16 protein-coding genes are annotated in these 23,807 nt (G+C 70.6%); 3 read left to right on the top strand and 13 right to left on the bottom strand.

What is annotated here, in order from left to right; genetic code table 11:
* Nucleotides 1–35 precede the first annotated feature (35 nt).
* The 6 genes from AB0L89_RS32485 to AB0L89_RS32460 form a co-directional block, all read right to left on the bottom strand.
* Nucleotides 36–1,577 carry an RNA polymerase sigma factor gene (locus AB0L89_RS32485; RefSeq protein ID WP_365149037.1) on the bottom strand — a complete coding sequence of 514 codons (1,542 nt, stop codon included), beginning with the start codon at nt 1,575–1,577 and terminating at the stop codon, nt 36–38.
* Nucleotides 1,578–2,052: 475 nt separating this feature from the next.
* Entirely contained in the window at nt 2,053–2,940 is an 888-nt protein-coding gene (locus tag AB0L89_RS32480) for a FadR/GntR family transcriptional regulator (protein ID WP_365149034.1), read from the bottom strand.
* Nucleotides 2,941–3,103: 163 nt separating this feature from the next.
* Nucleotides 3,104–5,104, bottom strand: coding sequence for an ABC transporter ATP-binding protein (locus tag AB0L89_RS32475; protein ID WP_365149032.1), 2,001 nt, complete (start codon nt 5,102–5,104; stop codon nt 3,104–3,106).
* 189 nt (nt 5,105–5,293) lie between these two features.
* Nucleotides 5,294–6,055, bottom strand: coding sequence for an NUDIX hydrolase (locus tag AB0L89_RS32470; RefSeq protein WP_365149029.1), 762 nt, complete (start codon nt 6,053–6,055; stop codon nt 5,294–5,296).
* A gap of 119 nt (nt 6,056–6,174) precedes the next feature.
* Nucleotides 6,175–8,094, bottom strand: coding sequence for a glycogen debranching N-terminal domain-containing protein (locus AB0L89_RS32465; protein ID WP_365149026.1), 1,920 nt, complete (start codon nt 8,092–8,094; stop codon nt 6,175–6,177).
* 360 nt (nt 8,095–8,454) lie between these two features.
* The gene (locus AB0L89_RS32460; protein ID WP_365149222.1) at nt 8,455–9,981 is read right to left on the bottom strand and encodes a DUF4192 domain-containing protein; all 1,527 of its coding nucleotides are present in this window, start codon (nt 9,979–9,981) and stop codon (nt 8,455–8,457) included.
* Between the two features lie 610 nt (nt 9,982–10,591).
* On the opposite strand from AB0L89_RS32460, the gene AB0L89_RS32455 reads away from it, so the two are divergent.
* Complete coding sequence (locus AB0L89_RS32455) at nt 10,592–12,781, top strand: RecQ family ATP-dependent DNA helicase (RefSeq protein ID WP_365149023.1); 2,190 nt, start codon at nt 10,592–10,594, stop codon at nt 12,779–12,781.
* A gap of 217 nt (nt 12,782–12,998) precedes the next feature.
* The gene (locus AB0L89_RS32450; protein ID WP_365149020.1) at nt 12,999–13,622 is read left to right on the top strand and encodes a hypothetical protein; all 624 of its coding nucleotides are present in this window, start codon (nt 12,999–13,001) and stop codon (nt 13,620–13,622) included.
* Between the two features lie 342 nt (nt 13,623–13,964).
* Here AB0L89_RS32450 and AB0L89_RS32445 read toward each other — a convergent pair whose 3' ends face one another.
* From AB0L89_RS32445 to AB0L89_RS32435, 3 genes are all read right to left on the bottom strand, one after another.
* Nucleotides 13,965–14,633, bottom strand: a complete 669-nt coding sequence (locus tag AB0L89_RS32445; protein WP_365149017.1) for a hypothetical protein — start codon at nt 14,631–14,633, stop codon at nt 13,965–13,967.
* Nucleotides 14,634–14,713: 80 nt separating this feature from the next.
* Nucleotides 14,714–15,415, bottom strand: a complete 702-nt coding sequence (locus AB0L89_RS32440; RefSeq protein ID WP_365149014.1) for a ribonuclease HII — start codon at nt 15,413–15,415, stop codon at nt 14,714–14,716.
* 217 nt (nt 15,416–15,632) lie between these two features.
* Nucleotides 15,633–16,247, bottom strand: a complete 615-nt coding sequence (locus AB0L89_RS32435) for a TetR/AcrR family transcriptional regulator (RefSeq protein WP_365149011.1) — start codon at nt 16,245–16,247, stop codon at nt 15,633–15,635.
* Nucleotides 16,248–16,418: 171 nt separating this feature from the next.
* Between AB0L89_RS32435 and AB0L89_RS32430 the strand changes: the two genes are divergently transcribed.
* A complete protein-coding gene (locus tag AB0L89_RS32430; protein ID WP_365149008.1) occupies nt 16,419–17,960 on the top strand; it encodes an MFS transporter in 1,542 nt (513 codons plus the stop codon).
* A 146-nt stretch (nt 17,961–18,106) separates the two neighbouring features.
* On the opposite strand, the gene AB0L89_RS32425 is transcribed toward AB0L89_RS32430, so the two are convergent.
* The 4 genes from AB0L89_RS32425 to AB0L89_RS32410 all read right to left on the bottom strand — a co-directional run bounded on the left by AB0L89_RS32425 (nt 18,107) and on the right by AB0L89_RS32410 (nt 23,675).
* A complete protein-coding gene (locus AB0L89_RS32425; protein WP_365149219.1) occupies nt 18,107–19,897 on the bottom strand; it encodes a DUF4153 domain-containing protein in 1,791 nt (596 codons plus the stop codon).
* Between the two features lie 534 nt (nt 19,898–20,431).
* Nucleotides 20,432–21,340 carry an ADP-ribosylglycohydrolase family protein gene (locus tag AB0L89_RS32420; RefSeq protein WP_365149005.1) on the bottom strand — a complete coding sequence of 303 codons (909 nt, stop codon included), beginning with the start codon at nt 21,338–21,340 and terminating at the stop codon, nt 20,432–20,434.
* A gap of 12 nt (nt 21,341–21,352) precedes the next feature.
* Nucleotides 21,353–22,030, bottom strand: a complete 678-nt coding sequence (locus AB0L89_RS32415; RefSeq protein WP_365149002.1) for a histidine phosphatase family protein — start codon at nt 22,028–22,030, stop codon at nt 21,353–21,355.
* A gap of 34 nt (nt 22,031–22,064) precedes the next feature.
* Nucleotides 22,065–23,675 carry an ABC-F family ATP-binding cassette domain-containing protein gene (locus AB0L89_RS32410; RefSeq protein ID WP_365148999.1) on the bottom strand — a complete coding sequence of 537 codons (1,611 nt, stop codon included), beginning with the start codon at nt 23,673–23,675 and terminating at the stop codon, nt 22,065–22,067.
* Nucleotides 23,676–23,807: the final 132 nt, after the last annotated feature.

The following is a 23,807-nucleotide window of genomic DNA, read 5'->3' as shown; positions in this document are numbered from 1 at the left end:
GCCTTCCGGTGAACGGTCTGGCGCGTGCCTGACGCCTAGTCGAGGTAGTCGCGCAGGACCTGCGAACGCGACGGGTGACGCAGCTTCGACATCGTCTTCGACTCGATCTGACGGATGCGCTCACGCGTCACTCCGTAGACCTTGCCGATCTCGTCGAGGGTCTTGGGCTGGCCGTCCGTGAGACCGAAGCGCATGGAGACCACGCCCGCCTCACGCTCGGACAGGGTGTCCAGGACGGAGTGCAGCTGCTCCTGGAGGAGCGTGAAGCTGACCGCGTCGGCCGGCACGACCGCCTCGGAGTCCTCGATGAGGTCACCGAACTCGCTGTCGCCGTCCTCACCCAGGGGGGTGTGGAGGGAGATCGGCTCACGGCCGTACTTCTGGACCTCGATGACCTTCTCCGGGGTCATGTCGAGTTCCTTGGCCAGCTCCTCCGGAGTGGGCTCACGGCCCAGGTCCTGGAGCATCTGGCGCTGCACGCGCGCGAGCTTGTTGATGACCTCGACCATGTGCACCGGGATACGGATGGTGCGGGCCTGGTCGGCCATGGCGCGGGTGATCGCCTGACGGATCCACCAGGTGGCGTACGTGGAGAACTTGTAGCCCTTGGTGTAGTCGAACTTCTCGACCGCGCGGATCAGACCGAGGTTGCCCTCCTGGATGAGGTCCAGGAAGAGCATGCCGCGGCCGGTGTAGCGCTTGGCCAGGGAGACCACCAGACGGAGGTTGGCCTCCAGGAGGTGGTTCTTGGCGCGGCGACCGTCCTCGGCGATGATCTCCAGCTCACGCTTGAGCTTCGGCGCGAGCTTGTCGGCGTTGGCCAGCTTGTCCTCGGCGAACAGACCGGCCTCGATGCGCTTGGCGAGCTCGACCTCCTGCTCGGCGTTGAGCAGCGGGACCTTGCCGATCTGCTTGAGGTAGTCCTTGACCGGGTCGGCGGTGGCACCGGCCGCGGCGACCTGCTGCGCAGGCGCGTCGTCCTCGTCCTCGTCGGAGAGCACGAAGCCCTGGGCGCCCTCCTCGGCGGGCTCGCCCTCGCCGGGCTTGCCGGCGGCGGGTGCCTCCTCGGTGGCCTCGTCGTCCAGGAGCTCGTCGGCGTCCTTCTTGGCGGAGGTCTTCTTGGCCGCCGTCTTCTTGGCGGCGGTCTTCTTGGCGACGGCCTTCTTGGCCGTCGTCTTCTTGGCAGCGACCTTCTTCGCGGGCGCGTCCTCGGCGCCGTCCGCGGTCGGCGCCTCAGTGGCGGCGGTGGCGGTGGGCTTCGCCGTGACGGTCTTGGCAGCGACCGTCCTGGTCGCGGTGCGCTTGGCCGGGCTCTTCGCTGCGACGCTCTTGCGGGGGCGCTTTGGCTCCGCGGCACTGACCATCAGCGTCACACCCTCTTCCTCGAGGATCTGGTTGAGGCTGCGCAGAACGTTCTTCCACTGAGTGGCCGGAATCTGGTCAGCTTCGAAGGCACGACGCACGTCATCGCCGGCGATCTGCCCATCAGCCTTTCCCCGCTCGATGAGCGCCATGACAGAGACGGATTCGGCGATCTCCGGCGGGAGCGTACGGGATGTGCTGGCCGACACGAACAACCTCTCGGAACGTTGGAAAACGGCTTCCGGCCCCGTCCACTGTGGACCGGAGCCGACGACCGGCGGCTGGGGATTGGGCCGACGGCGCGGGCGGGGCCGGGGAGCTACACAGCGCCGCGAACGACTGCTGTATTCCCTCCTCGGCTATCACCTCTTAGGTCATCGCGCTGTTCCTTGGAGCGTTACGCCCAATCTACGTGGCCCGAGTCACACCCCGTAAGTACTCAAAAGCATCCAGATACGGTCACAAGCGACCTATACGCATGCACGAATGATCCCCCGATACCCGGCGAAGCAACCCTCACCCTGCGTCGCCGGACCACGCGGAGCTCGCGAGGAGCCCGCCGCGGTCCGGCGACACGGAGTGACTGGAGACGACGGCAGAACCGTCGAACGGCGTACGGAGCGACGCACGCGACGACGTCGCGGTACCGCACACCACGCGCGCACCGGCGGCGCCGGTGCGGCCGCGCGATCAGTGCTCGCGCGGGGCGGGCACGACGCGCTCCACCTCCGGGTGGACGGTGAGCAGCTGCCGCATGGCGGCCTCGGCAGCGGTCCCGTCACCCGCCGCGAGGGCGTCGACGATGCGGGAGTGGTGCGCGAGCGAGGCCTCGCTGGGGCGGTCACAGCCGGTGATCGGCCCGCCCGAGACCTGCAGGGCGGCGGAGACGATGCCGGACAGGTGCTCGAGCATGCGGTTGCCCGCGAGCTGGATCAGCAGCGAGTGGAACTCCGCGTCGGCGCGGGAGAAGGTGATCGAGTCGCCCTGCCCGAGCGCGTGCCCCATGATCTCGACCATGTCGGCGAGACGCTGCTGCACCTCCTCGCGGCCGTGTCCCGCGGCGAGGCGGGCGGCGAGCGGCTCGATCATCCAGCGCAGCTCACCGAGCTCGCGCCGCTGGTCGTCGCGCTGCGGCCCGAAGGCGCGCCACTCGATGATGTCCGGGTCGAGGAGGTTCCAGTCGCTGACGGGACGCACGCGCGTGCCGACGTTGGGCCGGGCGCTGACGAGGCCCTTGGCCTCGAGTACGCGCAGGGACTCGCGGACGACGGTGCGGGAGACCTCGAACCGCTGGCCGATCTCCTCGGGGACCAACGGCCGGTCGGCGCCCAGGTCGCCGGAGACGATCATCTGCCCCAGCTGCTGGACGAGTTGGCCGTGCAGCCCGCGGCCGCGGCTTCCGGCGCTGCGCCGGCCCACGCGCCCCAGGTCCTGCTCGGCGCCGTCCCACACGGGAGCGACGACGCGCTCGCCACCGGGGGACTCGCTGTAGGGGTATCGGTCGAGGTCGCCCGGGCCGGCGAGACCGGAGTCGGCGGAGCGGGCGGTGGTCATCATGGTGTGCGCAAGGGTACTCACGGAATCAGTTGTCGGCGCTGCCCCCAACTCCCTTGAGGTCTTTGGTGAAAAGCACACGAAAGGGTGATCGCTCACCCTGCCGCAATTGACGCCTTATCGGAAAGAAATGGGCGTTACCCGGGGAGTTGCGCACAGGCCCGCACCGGAAGGCGGCGGACGGTCGTCAACGGACTCTCGTACGCATCGCCATGAGCAGATATGCGCAGAGCAGAGCGGTCAGCGACAACATCAGCGCACCACCCACGGGTTGGGCGATCATGCGGACCCCCGCCGCCAGATATCGCTCCGCTCCGAACGGCCACTGCACCAGAGCGAGGTCCCGCAGCCGCCCCGGAAGCCCGGCGGCCGATCGCACAGACGGACCCTCGACGGCCTTTTGTACGAGGGGTACGACGACGATCGGCACCGCGAGAACCGCGGCGAGCCCGGCTGTCGTGGACCTGAAGACTCCCGCGGCCAGGACGCCCGCCCAGGCGCAGCCCGTCACCAGGGCACCCCAACTCGCACTGAGCGAAAGCCAGTCGGCGGGAACTCTCGTCAGCTCGTCTCCGTATACAAGGTGGAGCACCACCGTGTCGGAGGCGACCGCGAGGGCACCGAGCAGCAACGCCGTGGCGGCGGCGACCAGCAGCTTGGCGCCGAGCAGCCCGAGGCGCCGGGGCACGGTGCCCCGGTCCGCGGCGAGAGCGGGGTGGCGGAACTCGTCGCCGAACGCGAGGGCACCGAGCAACCCCGCGCCCAGGGCGGCGGGCGGCAGGGGGAGTTCTCGGGGCCAGGCGGCGAGGAGCCGCGGCTGCGGCGTGTGCCCGGCCCGCGCCAGGAAGACACAGATCAGGGCGGAGGTGGCAAGGACGGCGGCCAAGGTCAGGTAACCGGTGCCGACACCCATCAGGCGACGCAGTTCGTAGCGCAGCGGGCGTAGGGGGCTGCGGCTCGGGCGGACGGTGATGGGGGGCGGCAAGGGCGACACCGCGTCCTGAGGGGCGGAGCGCGCCGGAGCGGCTCCGGTGGCGCACACGGCATCGCTCTCGAACGGAATGGTGTCGTCGACCTCCAGCGGAGCCAGCGGGATCAGCAGGGACCGGGCGGCTTCGTCCTGCCCTTCCCCTGTGTCGGCCGCACGAGCTTCCACCGCGCTCGGCGTTCCCCCTTCAGCCGCCACGTCGCCCGAACCGTCCCCCGAGCCATCGGCGGAGGGTTCTCCGGAGCTCGCAGCCAGACCCTCGACGGGACGGGATTCCGTCCGTTCGCTCCGGTGAGCGGGCTCTGCCACACCCAGCCGCGTGGGCGGTCCCGCATCGCCGACCTCATCGGCGAGTTGGTGTACGAGGATGCCGTGCCGGTACGCGGCCTCCCCCACGTCGGCGCAGTTACTGCCGTACACGGAAAGCCTGTTGCCGTCCTCCCTGACCACTTCGATCGACCGCTGCCCCGCGCGCGCCTCCTTGGCGAGGAGCGCGCCGAGGCGGACGGCGTGCGGGCTCTGGACGGCGACGCGAGGCCGGAGCCTGGTGCGCGCGAAGTCCGCGACCTCTTGGTCGGCGACGAGCCGCCCGGCCTCGAGCGTCACGACGCGGTCGGCGGTACGGGCGGCTTCCTTGGGGTCGGCCGTGGTGAAGAGCACCGTGCCCCCCTGGCCCGCGTGAGCCCGCAGAATCGAGTGCAGCCATGCCCCCTCTCGCGCCGAGAGCCCCTCGGCCGGCCCGTCCAGGACGAGCGTGTGCGGATCGGCGACCAGCGCGCAGCCCAGCCCCAGGCGGCGGTCCATGCCGCGCGAGAGGGTGCCGAGGCGCTGATCCCTGAGGCTGACGAGACCGACGACCTCCAGGACGTCGTCGGCCCGCTGGACGGGTACTCCGACGGCCGCACACAGCATGCGCAGATGGCCGCGGACCGAGCGCGCGGGATGGCCTGGGACATCACCCAGAAGTACGCCCACTTCACGCGTCGGGTGGGCGATGCGATGCAGAGGACGGCCTCTGAAGTACGTGATTCCACGGCCCTGTTGAAGTTCGAGCATCAGCCGCAGCGCCGTGGTCTTGCCGGCTGCCTCGGCGCCGAGCAGCGCGGTGACACGGCCGGTGCGCGCCTCGAAGGACACGTCGTCGACGGCGGGCGGGAGCTCCTGACGGGGATTGCTGGTCAGTCCGATGGCCTGGATCATCGCTTCTCTCGCAGGACGTGCGACCGCTCGGCGGCCGGGGCCCGTCCACCGGATCGGGAACGGACGAACCCCGTGGGTACTTCAGCAAGATAACGCGACATTTCCGGCTTTTCGGGCAGGGCATGAGCCACTGGTGTCCGATGAGCAGCACAGAACGGCAGGAGCGGCAGGTGACAGCGAACGCGAGTGTCAGACCTCGGGACGCAGCATCGGCGGGTTGAGGAGCGTCGCCCCACCCGCGCGGAAGAGCTGCGCGGGGCGTCCGCCCTGCCGGGTCGTGGTTCCACCTGTGGGCACGAGGAAGCCGGGCGTGCCGGTCACCTTGCGATGGAAGTTGCGCGGGTCGAGGACGACACCCCAGACCGCTTCGTACACCCGTCGCAGTTCCCCGACGGTGAACTCCGGCGGGCAGAAGGCCGTGGCCAACGAGGAGTACTCGATCTTGGAACGGGCGCGCTCCACGCCGTCCGCGAGGATCTGCGCGTGGTCGAAGGCGAGCGGTGCCGCCTGCTCGCCCTCACGGCCGTACCCTCCCTGCTGGAGCAGCGCCTCGACAGGCGCCCAGCGCGCGCTGTGGGCGTCGCCGCCGGCCCGGGGAGCTGGCAGGTCGGGAGCGAGCGCGAGGTGAGCCACACTGACCACACGCATGCGCGGGTCACGCTTGGGGTCGCCGTACGTGGCGAGCTGTTCGAGGTGAGCCCCATTGGCCTGGGCCGGCCCGTCGGGATCATGGGCACAAAGGCCCGTCTCCTCGATCAGCTCACGCGCCGCCGCTGCCGACAGGTCCTCGTCCTGCCGCACGAATCCCCCCGGCAGCGCCCAACGCCCCTGGAACGGCTGCTCACCGCGCCGTACCGCCAGCGCACAGAGCGCGTGACGGCGTACGGTCAGCACGACCAGGTCGACAGTGACAGCGAAGGGCGGGAAAGCCGACGGGTCGTAGGGCGACATGCCGCGATCATAGTCGTCTGCCTGACGATAAACATCTCCTTCGCCCATTGCTTCCCGGTCCGGTTTCGCCGGACACATGTATCCACCCAAGACGCGCCTCCGGTCTCCATACAGCGGAGTCACGCACCCAACTGCAGCCCATCGGCCGCCTCCTCGACCATGGCAAGGCCCAGTCGGCTCACACGTACGGAGAAGGAGGCACCCGCGACGCTGAGCCCGGTCAGTCCCAGCTCCCCGAGAGGGGCGCTACGGACCGGACGCAGTGTCACCGTGCCTGCAGGAGCGTCCGGCCGGATCCCGGCGAGCGCCGTGAGGACGTGCACCCCAGCGGCCGCGGCGGTGGCCGCAGGACGGCAGGCGGCCGGGTGCGGCAGCGGGGCACCGCCCTCCGTCCGCTGCTCCCCCGCGTACATCTCGGGGAGCCGATGGCCGAAGGACTCGGCAGCCGACAGCATGCCGCGCAGCAACGAGCCCGCCTCCTTCTCGTACCCGGCCGCCGCCAGACCGGCGACGGCGACAGCCGTCTCATGCACCCGGACCGCGCCTCCGCGATGTCCGAACGGGTTGTACGCGGCCTCTTTCGCCCCCAAGCTCCGCACCCCCCACCCGGTGTCCATCGCGGGGCCACCGAGCAGCCTGGCCAGTTGCTCGGTCTGCACCTTGTCGAGCAGCCCTGGGGCGAGCGTGCCGGACCCGAGCAGCCCAGTGTCCAGGAGGTGGGCCGCTCCGCCCGCCAGGTGCGGAACAAGCCGTCCGTCGGCCAGCCGGGCCGCGGCAGGCCTTCCACCCGCCCGGTCCTCCGCCCAGAAGGCCTCCCGGAAGCGGGACCGCAGCTGCTGCGCCCATTGCCGCAGGCCGAGGGAGTCCGCACGGCCGTGGGCATCGAGCAGATCGGCGCCGAGCAGCGCGGCCCGATGTGCATGAGTCTGGACCTCACAGCGCGCGGGACCACGCGGATGGGCCGCATCCACCAGGAACACGTCGTCGTCGACCGCGGCGCGCAGCCACCGCAGGCACCGCTCCGCGGCAGGCAACAGCTCCTCCACCTCCTGCCCAGGGAGCCCCCAGCGCCACGCCTCCGCGAGCAGCACCGGAAAGAGCAGAGTCGCCTCCGTGCTCGTGCATCCCGGCGGCAGGTACGGTCCCGCGTCCCGCAACGGCCCCGGGATCATGCCCGACCTCGGCCCAGGACCTGTGAGTTGGCCGCGAGCAAGCGTTCGCAGCGTCCCGGCCGCGAGGCGCGTACCGAGCGGCAGTGCCATGCGGGCGGCGGCCAGCGCCTCGGCCGGCGCCAGTCCGCAACGCCACGGCGCCCCCGCCGCCGGATACATGTCGGTCGGATGCTCGGCGTCGCGCAATAGCAACGCCTGTAGGTCCTCGACGGACCGGTCGAGGAGCGGCTGGACCCTGGGGTCGTCACCGACGGCCCGCGCCGTGGCCACAGAGCGCAGCGCGCTGTGCCCCGCAGCGCGGACCGGCCCACCTCCTTCGGGACGCACCCGCAGCTCCACACTGCGCGAGGCTCCCGGAGGCAGGTCGATCTCCCAGCGCAGCAGGCCCGCGGATGCCAGAGCGTCCTCGGGAGCAGGGTCGGCCGTGACCACGCAGTGGGCCGTGGCGGAGGACCACCGCATGCCGGAGTCGTGCACGCTGGCGGGCAGTTCGGGCCCGGCCCTGCCGGACGCGACCAGGCCCACCTCGGCCAGGTCCGTGCCGAGCGACACCTCGACGGGCAGGCGCAGGGGGCGCGCGGCCGCGCTGTGCAGGGTGATCCGCTCGGTGCCGTCCGCGTATCGGATCCGTTCGACGACGACCTCCGGATCGGGACCGCCGTCCGTGGACAGTCGGAGCGTCGCCACGAACCTGGCGCTGTCCGCGGAGAGCATCCGGGCCTGCACGGCGGTCGGCTCGCGCCCCGCCACGCGCACCTGGCAGCGGGACAGGATCCGTCGTCCCGAGCGGTAGAAGCCCTCCAGCCCCCGACCGGTCAGCTGCCCTTGGTCCGTGGAGATCGCGAGGGCTGGCAGGGCGACGCACATGAGTACGGCATGCGCGGGCGGAAGCTCTGTGGGAGGGCGCGACGCAGGAGTCGGCGCCGGTCCACCGGGCTGGCGCGCGGGGGCCTGCACGGTACGCCGGGGCCCCTCTCTGTCGGAGACGGAAGACGGAGCAGGGAGGGACATGGGGCGGCTTCTTCTGCGTTGTCTGCGCTACGGAAGGTCGGATGCGGTGCGGTGGCGCAACCCGGCCACGGGTACCGCCACTCAGGTGAACGGAGCGGCCCCGTCCCAAGTCACGCCCCCGCGGCAGGAAGCCGGCCATGTGGAGCCAACTGACCAGTCGTGCCGGGCCCGACCTCAGCTTTGCCACCCATCTGGCCCACCACCCGAGCGGCGTATTCATCGGCCGTTCCTGGCGTTGCGCCGCAGGGTACGGCGGCGGTTCTGCGGCCCCGTGCCCGAGGCGCCCGAGGCTCGCGGGCCGGGGCCCGGGGCGCCACTGGAGGCCCTGGCTCCTCCCGAGGACCTGGCGCCGCCAGCACTGCGGGGACCCCGTCCGGAAGAGCGCGACAGGCGGCGACGGTGCCGCCGGGAAACATCTTTCAAGGCCTCTGGGGCTTCCGGGGCTTCCGGGGCTTCCGGGGCTTCCGGGGCTTCCGGCTCCAACACCTCGTCGTGCTGCGATGGTTCCCACGGTCCGCCCAGCGGTTCCGTCGCTCCGTCCAGCGGCTCTGTCACCCCATCCAGCGACTCGGCCGCTCCCCCACCCTCATAAGACGCCTCCTCGATGCGCTCGTCGCGCTGCCTGCGAAGGCAGCGGCGGATCGACTCAGGGTCCATGCCCTCGTTGCAGGCGTGGTTCAGGAGCCGGGCGAAGGCGTATCCCGAGTCGGCATTCAGCGCCATCTCCAGAGCCTCTTGCCCTTCAGTGGGGTCCCCTAGAGACCAGGCGACCCAGCCGGCGAGAGTCAGTGGCGCCGCCGCGTGCTCGCCGTATGCGCCGACGCAGCGTCGGGCCAGGGCCCTCCAGAGACGCAGCGCGGGAAGTGCCTCCCCGCCCTCCATCCATTCCGCCGCGCAGTCGCGTGTCGTCCGGACTTGGAGGCCGAGGATCAAGGCAGCGGCCTCGTCGTGCGCGATCAGTTCGTCGTCCCTGTTGTCGGCCAACAGCGTCCCGGGACCGGAAGCAGGGGGCGCGGATTCAAGGCGTGCCATGACCCGGCGGGCCAGGTCGAGAGTCTCGGCCGCGACGTCGCCCTCTTCGTCACTCAAGAGCTTGGGGATGAGCGTGAGACCGGCGGCGTCGAGCGCGCGCTCCTGGTCCGTCGCCGCGGCGGTCTCCCATGGGGCGAGCCGCCCTCGGATCTCGCTCTGCGTGGCGCTGGCTCGGATCCCCATGTAGGTCGCGGCAGCGGCCAGCACCGAGGTGCCTGGGCTGAGCAGGGGGATGCCCTCCGGCGGACAGCATCGGGTGTCCGGACAGCAGTAGGTCCAAAAACGCCCGTCCGAGATGCAGACGACCTCGTGCACCGGGACGTCGAGGCTGCCGCATGCCGTGCGGAGCACCTGAGCCAGCGGCTTCAGCCGCTCCATCACCTGCCGCCCCGACTCCGGGCCGACGGGCTCCTGGCACAGGAAGGCGACGACGCCGTCGGGACGGGCTCCCCTCCTCTCACAGCCTCCCACCAGGCATTGAGCCAGCTGTTCCGCGACGCACGGCCAGTCTCCGGCGCGGCCGGGGATACCGAGGCGCACACGGCCGCCGAAGCGCCCTTGCCGGCCGTGCATGGCGATGAGCACGATGCTCTCCTCCGGCTTGAAGCCGACCAAGTACGGCAAGGCGTCCGCCAGTTCAGCCGGCGTGCGGAGGGTGACCACGGGCTGACCGATCGAATCGGTGAGGCTGCCTGAGTCTCCGAGGCCGATCCGTTCGCTCGGGCTGATCCGTCCACTCGGGTTGATCCGAGCGCCGGGACTCTGGCTGCTGGAGATCAGGCTGCCCGAGGTCAGACTGCTCGAGGTCGGACCGCTCGGCCCCGGGTCGTTTGGGATCAGGTCGCTCGCGCTTGGATCTTCCGCGCCGCCGGAAGCCCCCTGCTGGACCGGCTCGTTGCGACTGGGCGGGCCGTCGGCACCGGCTGCCCCCTCAGCGCGAGACGGGCCCCCGGCACTAGGCGCGCCCTCAACACGTGCCGAGCCCCCAGCACGGGGCGGACCCTCGGCACTAGCCAGACCCTCGATGCGGGGCGGCCCCTCGGCACAGGGCGGATCCTCCCCACGCGCCAAGCCCTCAGCGCGGGTCTCGTCCACCGCACGCGCCGAGCCCTCAGCGCACATCGGGTCAACCGCACGGGTCGAGTCGTCGGGATCGATCGGGCCAACTGCTTCGCTGCGATTCGTCATGCGCCGACTCTCCCGCGGATCGCAAGATTCCGGTTGACCCTGTGGATAACCCCGGTCAGGAGCACGCCAAGAGTTATCCACAGCATCGCGGGCTCGTTCGCCTAATGTCCGACCCATCGGGTTGCATGGGGGCATGAGCAACGAAGACCTGCGCACGGCGGCCGACGCCGTCCTCGCCCGCCTCGTCGGCGGCCCCTCCCCCGTGTCCGGCGAGGCATCGCCGTCGGGCGGCGCCAGGCTGCGCGAGGACCAGTGGCGTGCCATCGAAGCGCTGGTCGCGGAGAAGCGCCGCGCCCTGGTCGTGCAGCGCACCGGCTGGGGAAAGTCGGCGGTGTACTTCGTCGCGACGGCCCTGCTGCGGGAGCGCGGCGCGGGCCCGACCGTGATCGTCTCCCCGCTGCTCGCCCTCATGCGCAATCAGGTCGAGTCGGCCGCGCGGGCCGGGATCCGCGCCCGCACGATCAACTCCTCCAACACCGAGGAGTGGGAGACGGTCCAGGCAGAGGTCGCCGCGGGTGACGTGGACGTGCTGCTGGTGAGCCCGGAGCGGCTCAACAACCCGGACTTCCGCGACCAGGTCCTGCCCAAGCTCGCCGCGGCCACCGGGCTGCTCGTGGTCGACGAGGCGCACTGCATCTCCGACTGGGGCCACGACTTCCGGCCCGACTATCGCCGGCTGCGCACGATGCTCGCGGATCTCCCGCCCGACGTCCCCGTCCTGGCCACCACAGCGACGGCCAACGCGCGAGTGACGGCCGACGTGGCCGAGCAGCTCGGCACCGGCGGCGGCTCGGACGCGCTCGTCCTGCGCGGCCCGCTCGACCGGGAGAGCCTGAGCCTGAGCGTGCTCCAACTGCCGAACGCCGCACACCGTTTGGCCTGGCTGGCCGACCATCTGAACGACCTTCCGGGGTCCGGCATCATCTACACACTCACGGTGGCCGCCGCGGAGGAAGTGACCGCCTACCTCCGGCAGTGCGGTCACACCGTCGCCTCGTACACGGGGAAGACCGAGAACGCCGACCGCCAGCAGGCCGAAGAGGACCTCCTGGCCAACCGCGTGAAGGCCCTCGTCGCCACTTCAGCCCTCGGCATGGGCTTCGACAAGCCCGACCTGGGATTCGTGGTCCACCTCGGTTCCCCGTCCTCGCCGATCGCGTACTACCAGCAGGTGGGGCGTGCGGGGCGCGGCGTCGACCACGCCGAGGTGCTGCTCCTGCCGGGCAAGGAGGACGAGGCGATCTGGAACTACTTCGCCTCGCTCGCCTTCCCGCCCGAGGAGCAGGTGCGGCGCACGCTCGACGTGCTGGCCCAGGCCGACAGGCCGCTGTCGCTTCCTGCCCTCGAGCCCCTGGTCGAGCTCCGCCGTTCGCGGCTCGAGACGATGCTCAAGGTCCTCGACGTGGACGGCGCGGTCCGGCGCGTCAAGGGCGGCTGGATCTCCACCGGCCAGGCATGGGCGTACGACACCGAGCGCTACGCATGGGTCGCCAAGCAGCGGCAGGCCGAGCAGCAGGCGATGCGCGAGTACGCATCGGCGCCGGGCTGCCGCATGGAGTTCCTGCGCCGCCAGCTGGACGACGAGGGCGCGGCGCCGTGCGGACGCTGCGACAACTGTGCGGGCGCGCGGTTCGGCGACGAGGTGTCCACCACGGCGCTGGACGCGGCACAGGGCGAGCTCAAGCGCGCAGGCGTCGATGTGGAGCCCCGGAGGATGTGGCCCACCGGCCTGGCCGCGGTCGGCGTGGATCTCAAGGGACGCATCCCCGCGGGCGAGCAGGCCGGTCCCGGGCGGGCCTTGGGACGGCTCTCCGACATCGGCTGGGGCAATCGGCTCCGCCCCATGCTCGCGCCGCAGGCCCCGGACGGGCCGGTGCCGGACGACGTGGCGAAGGCCGTGGTGGAGGTGCTCGCGGACTGGGCGAAGGGTCCCGGCGGCTGGGCTTCGGGCGCGGGCGACGCACAGCCTCGCCCCGTCGGCGTGGTGACCATGACCTCGCATACGCGACCTCAGTTGATCCAGTCGCTGGGTGCGCGGATCGCGGAGATCGGCAGGCTTCCGCTCCTGGGTTCTCTCGAGTACGCCGCGGGGGCCGATACGGCGCGAGTGCCTCGGAGCAACAGCGCGCAGCGCCTGCGTGCCCTCGACGGCGCGTTGACGGTGCCGCCCGCACTGGCCGCCGCGCTTCAGGAAGCCGACGGACCGGTGTTCCTGGTGGACGACCTCACCGACAGCGGCTGGACTCTCGCGGTGGCCGCGCGCATGCTCCGTCGCGCCGGAGCCAAGGGGGTGTTGCCGCTGGTCCTGGCTGTACAGGGATGACGTAGGCGTCGACGGGCGGTCGACTGGGCAGGGATATACACGTCGCATCGGCAGATACCGGAACGCGGTCCCAATTGCGCGTTGCCGCAAGCGACTACGACGGGAAGAATTGGAGCCGCTCCCCGCGCGGCTCCCCGTGGTCCGGTAGGGCTGTGCCGCGGTGCGCTCCCCCAGTCCGCCCCCGCCCCCGTATGGGCGCGTAGCCGAAGGGAGGACCGTGACCTTCGGATTCGCTCCGTCCGCTGCGGCATCGACGTCGGCCCAGATGTCCGCCGATTCCGCCCACCGACTGACCCGGATGCTCGAACCCTCGGAGTGGGCAGCTGCGGGAATCCCGCTGCTGCGCAATCCACGAGAGGTCGTGAGCGGCCTGCACTCGCGGCACCGGCCGACGCCCACGACGGCCGTCGTGGCTGTGCTGGACGCCGATGAACGGCTGCGGGCGAGCGCCTCGTTCTCCCGCCGTTCGAGCGCGACGGACGGATGGGTGTTCCGCAATGCCCTGCTCGCACAGTTGCGTCGGGTCATCCCGCACGATCTGCGGCGCCGCACCCCGGTGCGTACCGCCGTGCTGCTCTACTGCCGTGACGGAGACGCCCGTTGGACCCAGGAGGACGGAGCCTGGATGTGGGGGCTGCGGGACGCCTGCACGCTGCACGGGCTGCGTTGCGGCGCGTACATCACGCTGACGCGCGACGGTTGGCAGGTGCTGGGCGAGGGGCGTGGAGGCCGTCGGCCGAGCGCCGGATCACGACCCGAGCTCTTCCCTGAGGCCGAGCCGCTGACGCCGCGTACCGGAGGCGCCGCGTCGGAGGTGCTGCGTCGCGCAGCGGCACGCTGATGCCGCCCCGCTGCTGCCCGTAGCCTCACCTGACGCCGACCACGACCCCACCGCACGGCCACTTGGCCATCGCTCACCGACCCTGCCGCGAGCAGCGCAACAGCATCGCTGTCGCCGCCGAACGCCCAACTCTGCGCAGGGCAGCACGCTGTGCCCACGGCGGTACGCACCACGTACCCGGAGCGCAGACCGGCACACGACCGGTCTGGCCCTGTCCACCCGAGAAGCCGCCGACGGCTCAGGTCGCGCAGCGCTCGGGCACCGCACGGCGAGGCCACCCGGCCGAAGCCGTGCGGCACTGCCGCACGACCTGTGCCGGACGACCGCTGCCGGACGCCGACGTCAGACGCCCGCGCCCAGCAGCGAGTTGATCCGCTGCGGGTCACCGCACACGATCAGCAGGGCGCCGGCTCGGGTGAGAGCCGTCGGCAGGGCCGCGACCGCGGTCTCTTCGGCGCCGCCGTTGACGGCGACGACGACCACGGGTCGGGTCGCGGCACGCGTCAGAGCGGCGGCGTCTGCGTAGAAGACGTCGTCGCCCGCGTCGTGCTGGGCCCAGTAGGCGGTCTCGCCGAAGGACAGCTCGTGCGTGGCCCACGGGTGTGGTTCGCCGGTGGTGATGAGCAGGACGTCTCCGGGCGCGCGCCCGGAGTCGAGAAGCAGGTCGACGGCCTCCTCGGCCGCGTCCAGCGCGCCCTCGGCCGAGGCCGGGATCAGCTGGATCTGCGGAACCGAAGCGGCGGACGCTCCGGACGCGGTCACTCCAGGAGTGGCGGGACCGGAGGCTACGACAGCTGGGGCGGACGGTCCGGGCTTCGCGGCCGCGTCGCGCGGGGTGCGCTGCGCGGGCGGCATCGGCCGAGCGGGACCCGGACGGCCGGGGCGCGGCGGAGCCGCGGGACGCGGGCCGGGTACAGGGCGAGGGGTCGGCGCGGTACGGCCGCTGGCGGACGTGGCGCGGGGACCCTGGGCGCTCTCGTGAATCTGAGGCTCCTCGGGAATGAGAGGCATGGGTTGTTGTCTATCAAATGCCGACGCACATGGCGTCGGCGGGTGGCACATCAGTGCGATCGGAAGTGCCGGGAACGACGTCAGAACTCAAAGCCGAGCTGACCCTCGATTTCCGGAACTTTTCCGTCCGCCCAGCTGCGGGCCTTCTTGAGGTGCCGCCACTGGGGCAGCGCATCAAGATACGCCCATGAAAGCCGGTGGTACGGGGTGGGCCCCCGCTCCTCCAGCGCGGCCTTGTGCACCGGCGACGGATAGCCAGCATTGGCCGCAAAACCGAAGTCTGCATGTTCGATGCCCAGTTCGGCCATCATTTTGTCTCGCCGGACCTTGGCGATCACCGAAGCCGCCGCGACAGCCACACAGGACCGGTCACCCTTGATCACCGTTCGAACCCGCCAGGGAGCTCCGAGGTAGTCGTGTTTCCCGTCGAGGATGACCGCGTCCGGGCGGACCGGCAGCCCCTCCAGAGCACGCACCGCGGCGAGCCGCAGTGCGGCCGTCATCCCCAGTTCGTCGATCTCCTCGTGCGAGGCGTGACCGAGGGCGTGTGCCGTGACCCAGCTCTCCAGTTCCTCCGCGAGCTCGGTGCGTCGCTTCGGACTGATCAGCTTGGAGTCGGTGAGCCCTTCGGGCGGGCGGCGCAGTCCCGTGACCGCCGCGCAGACGGTGACCGGGCCCGCCCACGCGCCGCGTCCGACCTCGTCGACACCGGCGACGATCTTCGCTCCGGTGGTGGCGCGCAAGGAGCGCTCGACGGTGTGGGTGGGTGCTTCGTACGGCATGGCGCCTGACAGCGTACGCCGCCGAGGGCCGCCCGCGACACCCAGGCTTGCCGAGTCGCCTCAAAGCTCTCCCCCTGCGCACCGCCAGCACACGGGCAGCACGCGCACCACGCGCGGGCCGCACGCGTACTACGCACGTACGGCACTCGCAGCGCGCACGGGCAGAAGGCCTTCCCCGCCCCTCCAGCAGTCCGTCAGCGGCGCGGCAGCCAGTCCGTCAGCGGCGCAGCAACGGAACCATGACCTGATCGATCAAAGCCTCGAATTCCTCGTCCCCCCATTCGCTGCCGCACACCTTCGAGCGATACATCAGCATGGCCGGAATGACGTCACACACGTAGCTGTCCGTCCCCCCGGAACGGACCTCGCCGCGCTCGATTCCACGGCTCAAGACCTCTTTGATCAGCTTTACGCTCGGCTCGATGACACCCTCGAAGATCACGTCATGGAAGCGCTCGGCCGTTGCCGTGTCGCATTCGTGAAGCACCGACCGCAGGGCGAATCCGGAGCGGGAGAACATCGCCTCCCGCATCTGCCCGCACAGCCCGAGCAGATCCTCCCGGACACTTCCGAGGTCGGGAGCGCTCTCGAGCTGCGGCAGCCCGAACCGCAGCGCGTGCACGACGAGGTCCTCCTTGGACGGCCAGCGGCGGTACACGGCCGCCTTTCCGGTCTGCGCACCCGCAGCCACGCCTTCCATGGTCAGCCCGCTCCAGCCGACCGTACTCAGCTGCTCCAGAGCGGCATCGAGGATCGCCCGCTCCAGCACAGGCCCTCGGCGCCGCGGGGAGGCCTCCTGGGCGCGAGCGGCCGTCCAGCGCGAAGTAACCATCTTTTTCTCTCCGTTGAGCGAGCGTCGAACAAGCATGGAAGGAAGGCAGCGAGACAGGAACCTTCAGTGAACGCTTGCGTTCACTGAAGGTGAGTCACTACCGTCGTAACCAACAGTGAACGATGCCGTTCACTAAGGCACTTGCGGGGGATCATGACGAGCACCTCTCAAATGACGCAAGATCAAAAGCCTGGGGCTGCCCGCCGGGAAGGACATCCCGGCATAGCCCTCACCGTCATCGCGGCCTGCCAACTCATGGTGGTCCTGGACGCCACGATTGTGAACATCGCGCTGCCCCACATCCAGGGCGCGCTCAACTTCTCGACGACCGACCTCACTTGGGTCGTCAGCGCGTACACCCTCACCTTCGGCGGCATGCTGCTGCTCGGTGGCCGCGCCGGTGACATTCTGGGGCGTCGCCGCGTCTTCATGACCGGCATCCTCCTCTTCACCCTCGCCTCGCTCCTCGGCGGATTCGCCCAGGAGCCGTGGCAGCTCCTTGCCGCGCGCGCCCTGCAGGGCGTCGGAGGCGCCATCGCGTCGCCGACCTCGCTGGCGCTCATCACGACGACCTTCCCCGAAGGCCCGGAACGGAACCGCGCGTTCGGCGTCTTCGCCGCGGTCTCCGCGGGCGGTGGCGCGATAGGTCTGCTGGCGGGCGGCATGCTCACCGAGTGGCTCAACTGGCGCTGGGTGCTGTTCGTGAACGTACCCATCGGCATCCTGATCGCCGTCCTCACCCCGCTCTACATCAGCGAATCCGAACGCCACCCGGGCCGTTTCGACTTCTTGGGCGCGCTGACGTCGACGGCCGGTATGGCCTCCCTGGTCTACGGGTTCATCCGCGCGTCGGAGGAAGGGTGGCGCGACAGCCTCACTCTGGGGTCGTTCGCGGCGGCGGCGGTCCTGCTCCTGGCCTTCGTGATCGTCGAGAACCGGGCGAAGGAGCCGATCACTCCACTCCGAATGTTCGCCGATCGCAACCGCTCGGGCACGTACGTGATCATGCTCAGCCTCGCTGCCGCGATGTTCGGGATGTTCTTTTTCATCGTGCTCTTCGTGCAGAACGTTCTGAACTACACCCCGATCGAGGCGGGCCTCGCCTTCCTGCCGGTCACCGTCGTGATCGCCCTCGGCGCGGCACTGTCGCAGAAGTTCCTTCCCGTACTCGGCCCCAAACCGTTCATGGTGACGGGTTCGGCCATCGTCGCGCTGGGGCTGGCCTGGCAGGCGCTGCTCAGCCCGGACAGTTCGTACGTCGGCGGGGTGCTCGGCCCGATGCTGCTGTTCGGCTTCGGCATGGGCCTGAACTTCGTGACACTGACGCTGACCGCCGTCTCCGGAGTGGCCCTCCACGAGGCAGGCGCGGCATCCGGGCTGCTCAACGCCACACAGCAGGTGGGCGGCTCGCTCGGCCTCTCCATTCTCACCACGGTCTTCGGCACGGCGAGCCGGAATGAGGCCGAGGAGCAGGTGGCGGACTTCATGGCCCACGCGACACCGGAGCAGAAGGCCGAGTTCGCCAAGACTCACGAACTCCCTGCTCCCTGGAGTCACGAAGTGCTCTCCGAAGGCATTTCGACCGCCTTCATACCGGCCGTCGTCATGGCTCTGATAGCCCTGGCCACCGCCGTGCTGGTGATTCGTGTACGCAAGAGCGACCTCGACGCGCTCTCGGGGACGGCGAGTGCCGCGGGGCCGGCGGGCGGCTGACCCAAATGAGCTGCGGACGCCGGGCCGCCGACAAGGTTGGGACGGCTCGACCGGAGAGCCGGTCGAGCCGTCCGGGGAGTCACCCGGTCGGCCCGGCGTCCGCTGCCGCTCGGTCCGCGGCCGGTCACGTGGACATCAGTTGATGGTCACTGGCTGTACGGGTAGGACGGCGGGTCCACACTCTGCTGGCCGCACACCCCCGGGTCCACCGAGGGCGGCCGCTCATCGATGATCCGCCGGGCCCTGGACTCGCCCAGGCTCGTCGCGTACCAAGGGGCACCCTCCGACCCGAGGTCGTCGGCTATGCCCTTGAGTGCGCAAGATCGCTGCGGCTCCGGCAGCTTGTCCAGGGCCGGCACCGCATCGGCGGACAGCTGACGCGTGTAGTCGAGGTCGAACTTGCCGGTCTGCTCGTAGCGCTGCACATTGCGCTCGGCGATCAGGGCATCGGGCGACAGCAGGCCGAAGGCCAGCACCCCGGCCGCCGCGCTGGCCGCGACGGCGCGCGGCAGCCACCGCGCGCCCCAGACACCCGCCGCCATGATCAACAAAATGATCACGCCGAGCCAGAGCTCCACGGCAACGACGGATATCCGCAGCCTGGTCAGGCCGTACGCCTCCACGTACATGTCCATGCGCCGCACCGCGGACGCCACCACGACGAGCGTCAGCACGCAGAGCGTTCCGAGCACCGCCCGGACCAGCGTGCGGTCCTGCGTGCTGTCGCGAGGCGCCCAGCGCAGCGCGAACACGATGACGACCAGTGTGAGGAGAGTGGCGAGCAGTAGTTGCCAGAATCCCTGCCGCGCATAGGCGGAGTAGGAGAGTCCGGTCTTGTCGAGGACGGCGTCGTATCCGCCGAAGAGAACCGCCAGTTGTACGGCGTTGAAGGCAGCGAACAGCACATTGAGCACGATCAGCGGCAGCGCCCACTCGAGGCGGCCGCGTGCCCGGCCGGGCTTCACCACGAGCCGGTCCCAACGAAGGGGGGCTGCCGCCGTGTGTGCCGCGGCGAGCGCGCCGATCACTCCGATGGCCAGCAGCAGGACGCGCCAGGGGCTTCCGGAGAGCGAGGCGTCGGGTATGAGATCGCCGAGCAGGTCCGCGAAGGCGGCGTCGGCGCCCGCGAACAGCGCTCCGAAGACCAACAGCAGTACGGCGGCCACAGCGACCGCACGCAGCACCGGCGCGGCACCGCGCGCGCCACTCGCGCGCTCACGCACTCCGCGCCAGCCCCACCCGAGACCGCTGAGGATCGCGTCGAAGATGCCAAGCGGACTCAGGAGTACGCCGGGCCAGGTGCGGCAGCCGTGCAGTGCGAACGAGGCGAGCGCGAGCGACGAGACGATCGCCAGGAACGACGGCCATCCCGCGTCGCGCAGTGCGGGCACGACCAACAGCGCGAGACCACCGATGGCCCACGTCAGCGACCAAGGACGGGGTCGGCGGCCCGCCGCCTCAGCGGCGAAGTAGGCGGCGAGCGTGGCCGGGACGGCGACGATGAGCAGATTCAGCGCGAGGCCGTCGCCGAGCAGCATGCTCAACAGGCCGGTGGCTAGTACGGCGCACAGCGTCGCTGTCCGCACCGGGCGGGGCGCCCCCGCCCTCAGGTCGGCGAGGAGCGGTGTGTGTTGCGGCGCGGGATAGTCCCAGGTGGAGCGCGGTACGTGGTCTTGAGGCCTAGCCTGAATCGGCACGGCGGCCGAGACCTGGGCCGGAGTCGGACTCGGGCCCGGAGCCCCGGTCGACGTCACGGTCGGACGTGAGGTCGGACTCGAAACCGGGTCCGGGACGGCGTCTGCGGGACTGTCCTCACCCGCACTGTCAGTGGGCCTTTCAGCCCTCGTCTTCTGAAAGGCATCGCGTGGCTCTTCGCCGTCCGGCGACGCCGATCCCGGCGGTGCAGCCGTGCCGGACGCCTGAGGCGTCTCGGACATCTCAGGCGCCTCAGGCTCGCCAGCCGCCCCAGAGGTGTCGGTCACCTCGGACGAGTGAGCGTCTTCGGGCGCATCAATCGCCTCACCGCTTTCGGACGCGGCGGTGCCTTCGGACGCGTCTGCTGCGTCGCGTCTGGCTGGCGTGTCGGACACGGGACCCCCTCCCGGCCGGTGTGCCCGCACAGCACACGGCACGCGCGGGTGGCCGTAAGGCTGCCGGTACCGGCATCTCGTTCAACGCACGCGAGTCAAGATCAACTAGCGGCCCGCCTCAGGGTAGCGGGAGCCCACGCCCATGCCCCCGGCTCAACCGGGCCTGTGGCACGACCGTGACAGTGGGGCTCATGTGATGCCAGCGACGCCTGTGACAGCAGGAGATACCTGGGTTCCCGGAGATCCTCGGGCTACGGACGCTCCTGGGCCCGGCCGTAGTCCCGGTCCTGGTCCCGGCCCCAGCCGCCAGCCCCGAGCCCCGAGCCCCGAGCCCCGACAAGAGGCAACGGCACCGAGCCCCCCTCAGCCGGCTCGAACCGATCAGCTCGCGCCGACAGGAACCCAAGCGGGCAGCGCTTCGGTCCGCTCCAGCCACTCCGCGGGCGGCGCCCCGCCCTCTCCGGACGCGACCACGCCACCCACGATGGCGCAGGTCGTGTCCATGTCGCCGCCCACCTGCGCGGTGTCCCAGATGGCCCGCTCGTACGCGCCGAGGCCACGCGCGGCCGACCACAGCGCGAACGGCACCGTGTCATGGGCCGTCGTGCGCCGCCCGCAGCCGAGCACTGCCGCGACCGTGCCGGCGTCGCCATAGTCGAGCATGTCCCGCGCCCGGCGCAGCCCCGCTCCCACCGCGCTGCGCGGCACCAACGCGATGACGCCGTCGAGAAGCGCCTTCGGCGTGGGCGGTCCGGCGGGGTCTGCCGTCAATGCCGCGGCCGCCGCCACGGCCATGGCCCCGACAACTGCCTCGCGGTGCTGGTGCGTGGGATAGGCCGAGATCTCCGCCTGGTGTGTCGCCTGCTCCGGGTCGTCCGCGTACCAGGCACCGAGCGGGGCGATCCGCATGGCGGCGCCGTTCCCCCAGGAGCCCTGCCCCTTGAAGAGCGCGGAGGCCAGCTCCCGCCAGTCCCCGCCTTCCCTAACCTGGCGGAGCAGGCGGTTGACGGCAGGGCCGTAGCCACGGTCGAAGTCATGGTGCTCGGCGAACGACTGGGCGAGCGCGTCCTGGTCGATCCGTCGGTGCTTGATGAGGACGGCCAGCACGGAGCAGGCCATCTCGGTGTCGTCGGTCCACTGCCAAGGGGCATCCGGCAGCTGTCGGTTCTTGAGCAGTGGGTAGTGCGCGGGCACGAAGAACTGGGAGCCCAGCGCGTCCCCCACCGCCAGTCCGCGCAGGCTGGCCAGAGCGCGCACCAGGCGCCGGTCGGGAGAGGAGTCAGCGGTCATCGCTCTGCCACTCTATCCGGTGACGCCGTTCCATCCCGTGTCTCCGTACGGCTCGGGCTCGCGCCAGCGTTCGAAGGGCCGGTCCAGCGTGTACTTGCCGTCGTCGCCCAGCACGAGCATCCGCACCTCGCCGTTGCCGGGATTGGACAGCGACTCGAACTCGGCCACCGACCAGTGGAACCAGCGCATGCAGAACAAGCGCATGGTCAGTCCGTGCGTGACCAGGAGGACGTTCGGAGGATGATCCGGGGCCTCGAAGCTCCGGTAGAGGCTTTCCAGGAAGGCCCCCACCCTGTCGTACACATCCGCGCCCGACTCGCCCTGGGCAAAGCGGTAGAAGAAGTGTCCGTACGCGTCGCGGTACGCCTTCTGCAGGCGTACGTCGTCCCGGTCCTGCCAGTTGCCCCAGTCCTGCTCCCGCAGCCTCGGCTCCTCCCGCACCCGCACCAGCTCGGGATCGAGCCGGAACGCCTGGAAGGTCTCGTGGGTGCGTCGGTACGGCGAGACGTACACGCTCACCCGCTCGCGACCGAACAGCTCCCGCAGGTGTTTGCCCGTGTCAGCCGCTTGGGACCACCCCGTCTCGGTCAGCGCGAGCGCATGGTCGGGCTCGCGCTCGTACACGGTGTCGTCGGCGTTTCCTGCCGACTCGCCGTGCCGGACCAGGATGATGCGCCGCGGGCGTGCCATGCGGAAACCCTAGATCGGGTTCCTGGAGGGCTGCTCAGTCGGGTAGCCGTCCGGACTCCATCCGGCGTATTCGACCCGTGAAACGCCGGCGCAGCAGCCTGTCGTGCGAGACGACGACCAGGGCTCCCGTCCACTGGTCGAGTGCCGCCTCCAGGTCCTCGACCAGGCCGAGCGCCAGGTGGTTGGCCGGCTCGTCGAGCAGCAGCAGGTCGGCGGGCCTGGCCAGCAGCCGCGCGAGGGCCAGCCTCCGGCGCTGCCCCGCGGACAGGGATCCCACGGGTACGTGGAGGTCGCGGGCGCGGAACAGACCGTAGGAGAGGAGCAGCTCCCTCTGCTCTTCCTCAGGCAGCCCCAAGCCGCTGCCGAACACTTCGAGGACACGCTCCGTGGGACGTCGTACCGGTATCTCCTGGGCGAGATAGCCGATGCGGCCTCTGCGGACGACCGTGCCGTGGTCGGGTTCGAGCACGCCCGCCATGGTGCGCAGCAGCGTGGACTTTCCCGCTCCGTTGCCCCCGTGGATCAGCAGCCGCTCACCGGCCGACACGGTGAGCTCGTCCACGGCGAGCCGCTCGCCCACACGCACGTCCCGCAGCGTCACCAGAGCCCCTTCAGCGATGCCCGTCACGGGACGCGCCGCGAACCGCAGCGGCTCGGGAGGCTTGGGCACCGGCTGGTCACGCAGCCTGCGAAGTCGTTCTTGCGCGTTCCGTACGCGTCCGGACACCGAGGCCTGGACCCGGCCTCCCGCGCGGTCGTACGCCATTTTGTTGTTGTCCTTCATGCCCCGCCCTCCGGCCACTGCATGGGCGGTGGTCGCCATGAACTCCTGGAGTCGGCTCGTCTCGTCGCACCACTGCGCGTACTCCTGCTCCCAGCGCAGCCGAGCCGCCGCCCGCTCCGCGACCAGCCCTTGATAGCCGCCGCCGTGCCGCACCACCGACTTCCGGTCGGCGTCCACTTCGAGGATCGCGGTGGCCACGCGCTCCAGGAAGGTGCGGTCGTGGGAGACCGCGACCACGGTCCCGCGGTGTGCCGAGAGCGCGCTCTCCAGCCAGTCCAGCGCGCTCTCGTCCAGGTGATTGGTCGGCTCGTCGAGGAGCATCACCTCCGGTGCCGCCGCTATGAGGCAGGCGATTCCGAGCCGGGCCTGCTCACCGCCGGACAGACTGCCAAGGACCCTGTCCCGGGAGATGTGGCCGAGTCCCAGTCCGTGCATCGCCTTGTCCACACGCGCGTCCGCTTCATAGCCGCCGCGCAGCTCGAAGGCCGTCAGCAGGTCGCCGTACTCATGAAGCTGCTGTTCGGCGGCGGAGCCGAGCCCCTCTTCGAGTGCACGCAACCGCCCTTCCATAGCGCGCAGTTCGGCCAGTGCGGCGTCGATCGCGTCGCCGACGCACCTGTCGGCCGGCAGCTGCGGAGTCTGCGCGAGGAGCCCCGCACCTCGCTCGGCGACGGTGACGACCTCGCCCTCGTCGGGCTGTTCATCGCCGGACATCAGGTGCAGCAGCGTGGACTTCCCCGCGCCGTTCTCCCCCACGACGCCTATGCGCTCGCCCGGCCGGACGGCCAGGGACACCCCGTCGAGCAGCAGCCGCTCGCCCCGCGTCTTGGTCACGCCATGCAGAGAGATCTGAGTAGGCAAAGGCACCCCCGGTTGGAACCGCTCGACAAACGCAACCAATGTTGCATTACTGCGAGTGTGACACACTGACCGGACTAACGCAACACCAGTTGCAATTGGGCGTCCAGGGCTGGGCAACGGAGAAGGAACGGA

Origin of the sequence: Streptomyces sp. NPDC052114 (assembly GCF_040680155.1) — a bacterium.
Taxonomy (GTDB): domain Bacteria; phylum Actinomycetota; class Actinomycetes; order Streptomycetales; family Streptomycetaceae; genus Streptomyces.
Note: the sequence above shows the minus strand (reverse complement) of the source record. Positions and strands in the feature narration are given on the sequence as shown.

Excerpts from the sequence above, each read along its gene's own strand:
- AB0L89_RS32470 (WP_365149029.1), bottom strand. The coding sequence starts at position 6,055 with ATGTCGCCCTACGACCCGTCGGCTTTCCCGCCCTTCGCTGTCACTGTC.
- AB0L89_RS32420 (WP_365149005.1), bottom strand. The coding sequence starts at position 21,340 with ATGACCGCTGACTCCTCTCCCGACCGGCGCCTGGTGCGCGCTCTGGCC.
- AB0L89_RS32440 (WP_365149014.1), bottom strand. The coding sequence starts at position 15,415 with ATGCCGTACGAAGCACCCACCCACACCGTCGAGCGCTCCTTGCGCGCC.
- AB0L89_RS32435 (WP_365149011.1), bottom strand. The coding sequence starts at position 16,247 with ATGGTTACTTCGCGCTGGACGGCCGCTCGCGCCCAGGAGGCCTCCCCG.
- AB0L89_RS32445 (WP_365149017.1), bottom strand. The coding sequence starts at position 14,633 with ATGCCTCTCATTCCCGAGGAGCCTCAGATTCACGAGAGCGCCCAGGGT.
- AB0L89_RS32415 (WP_365149002.1), bottom strand. The coding sequence starts at position 22,030 with ATGGCACGCCCGCGGCGCATCATCCTGGTCCGGCACGGCGAGTCGGCA.
- AB0L89_RS32455 (WP_365149023.1), top strand. The coding sequence starts at position 10,592 with ATGAGCAACGAAGACCTGCGCACGGCGGCCGACGCCGTCCTCGCCCGC.
- AB0L89_RS32465 (WP_365149026.1), bottom strand. The coding sequence starts at position 8,094 with ATGTGCGTCGCCCTGCCAGCCCTCGCGATCTCCACGGACCAAGGGCAG.
- AB0L89_RS32425 (WP_365149219.1), bottom strand. The coding sequence starts at position 19,897 with ATGTCCGAGACGCCTCAGGCGTCCGGCACGGCTGCACCGCCGGGATCG.
- AB0L89_RS32430 (WP_365149008.1), top strand. The coding sequence starts at position 16,419 with ATGACGCAAGATCAAAAGCCTGGGGCTGCCCGCCGGGAAGGACATCCC.
- AB0L89_RS32475 (WP_365149032.1), bottom strand. The coding sequence starts at position 5,104 with ATGATCCAGGCCATCGGACTGACCAGCAATCCCCGTCAGGAGCTCCCG.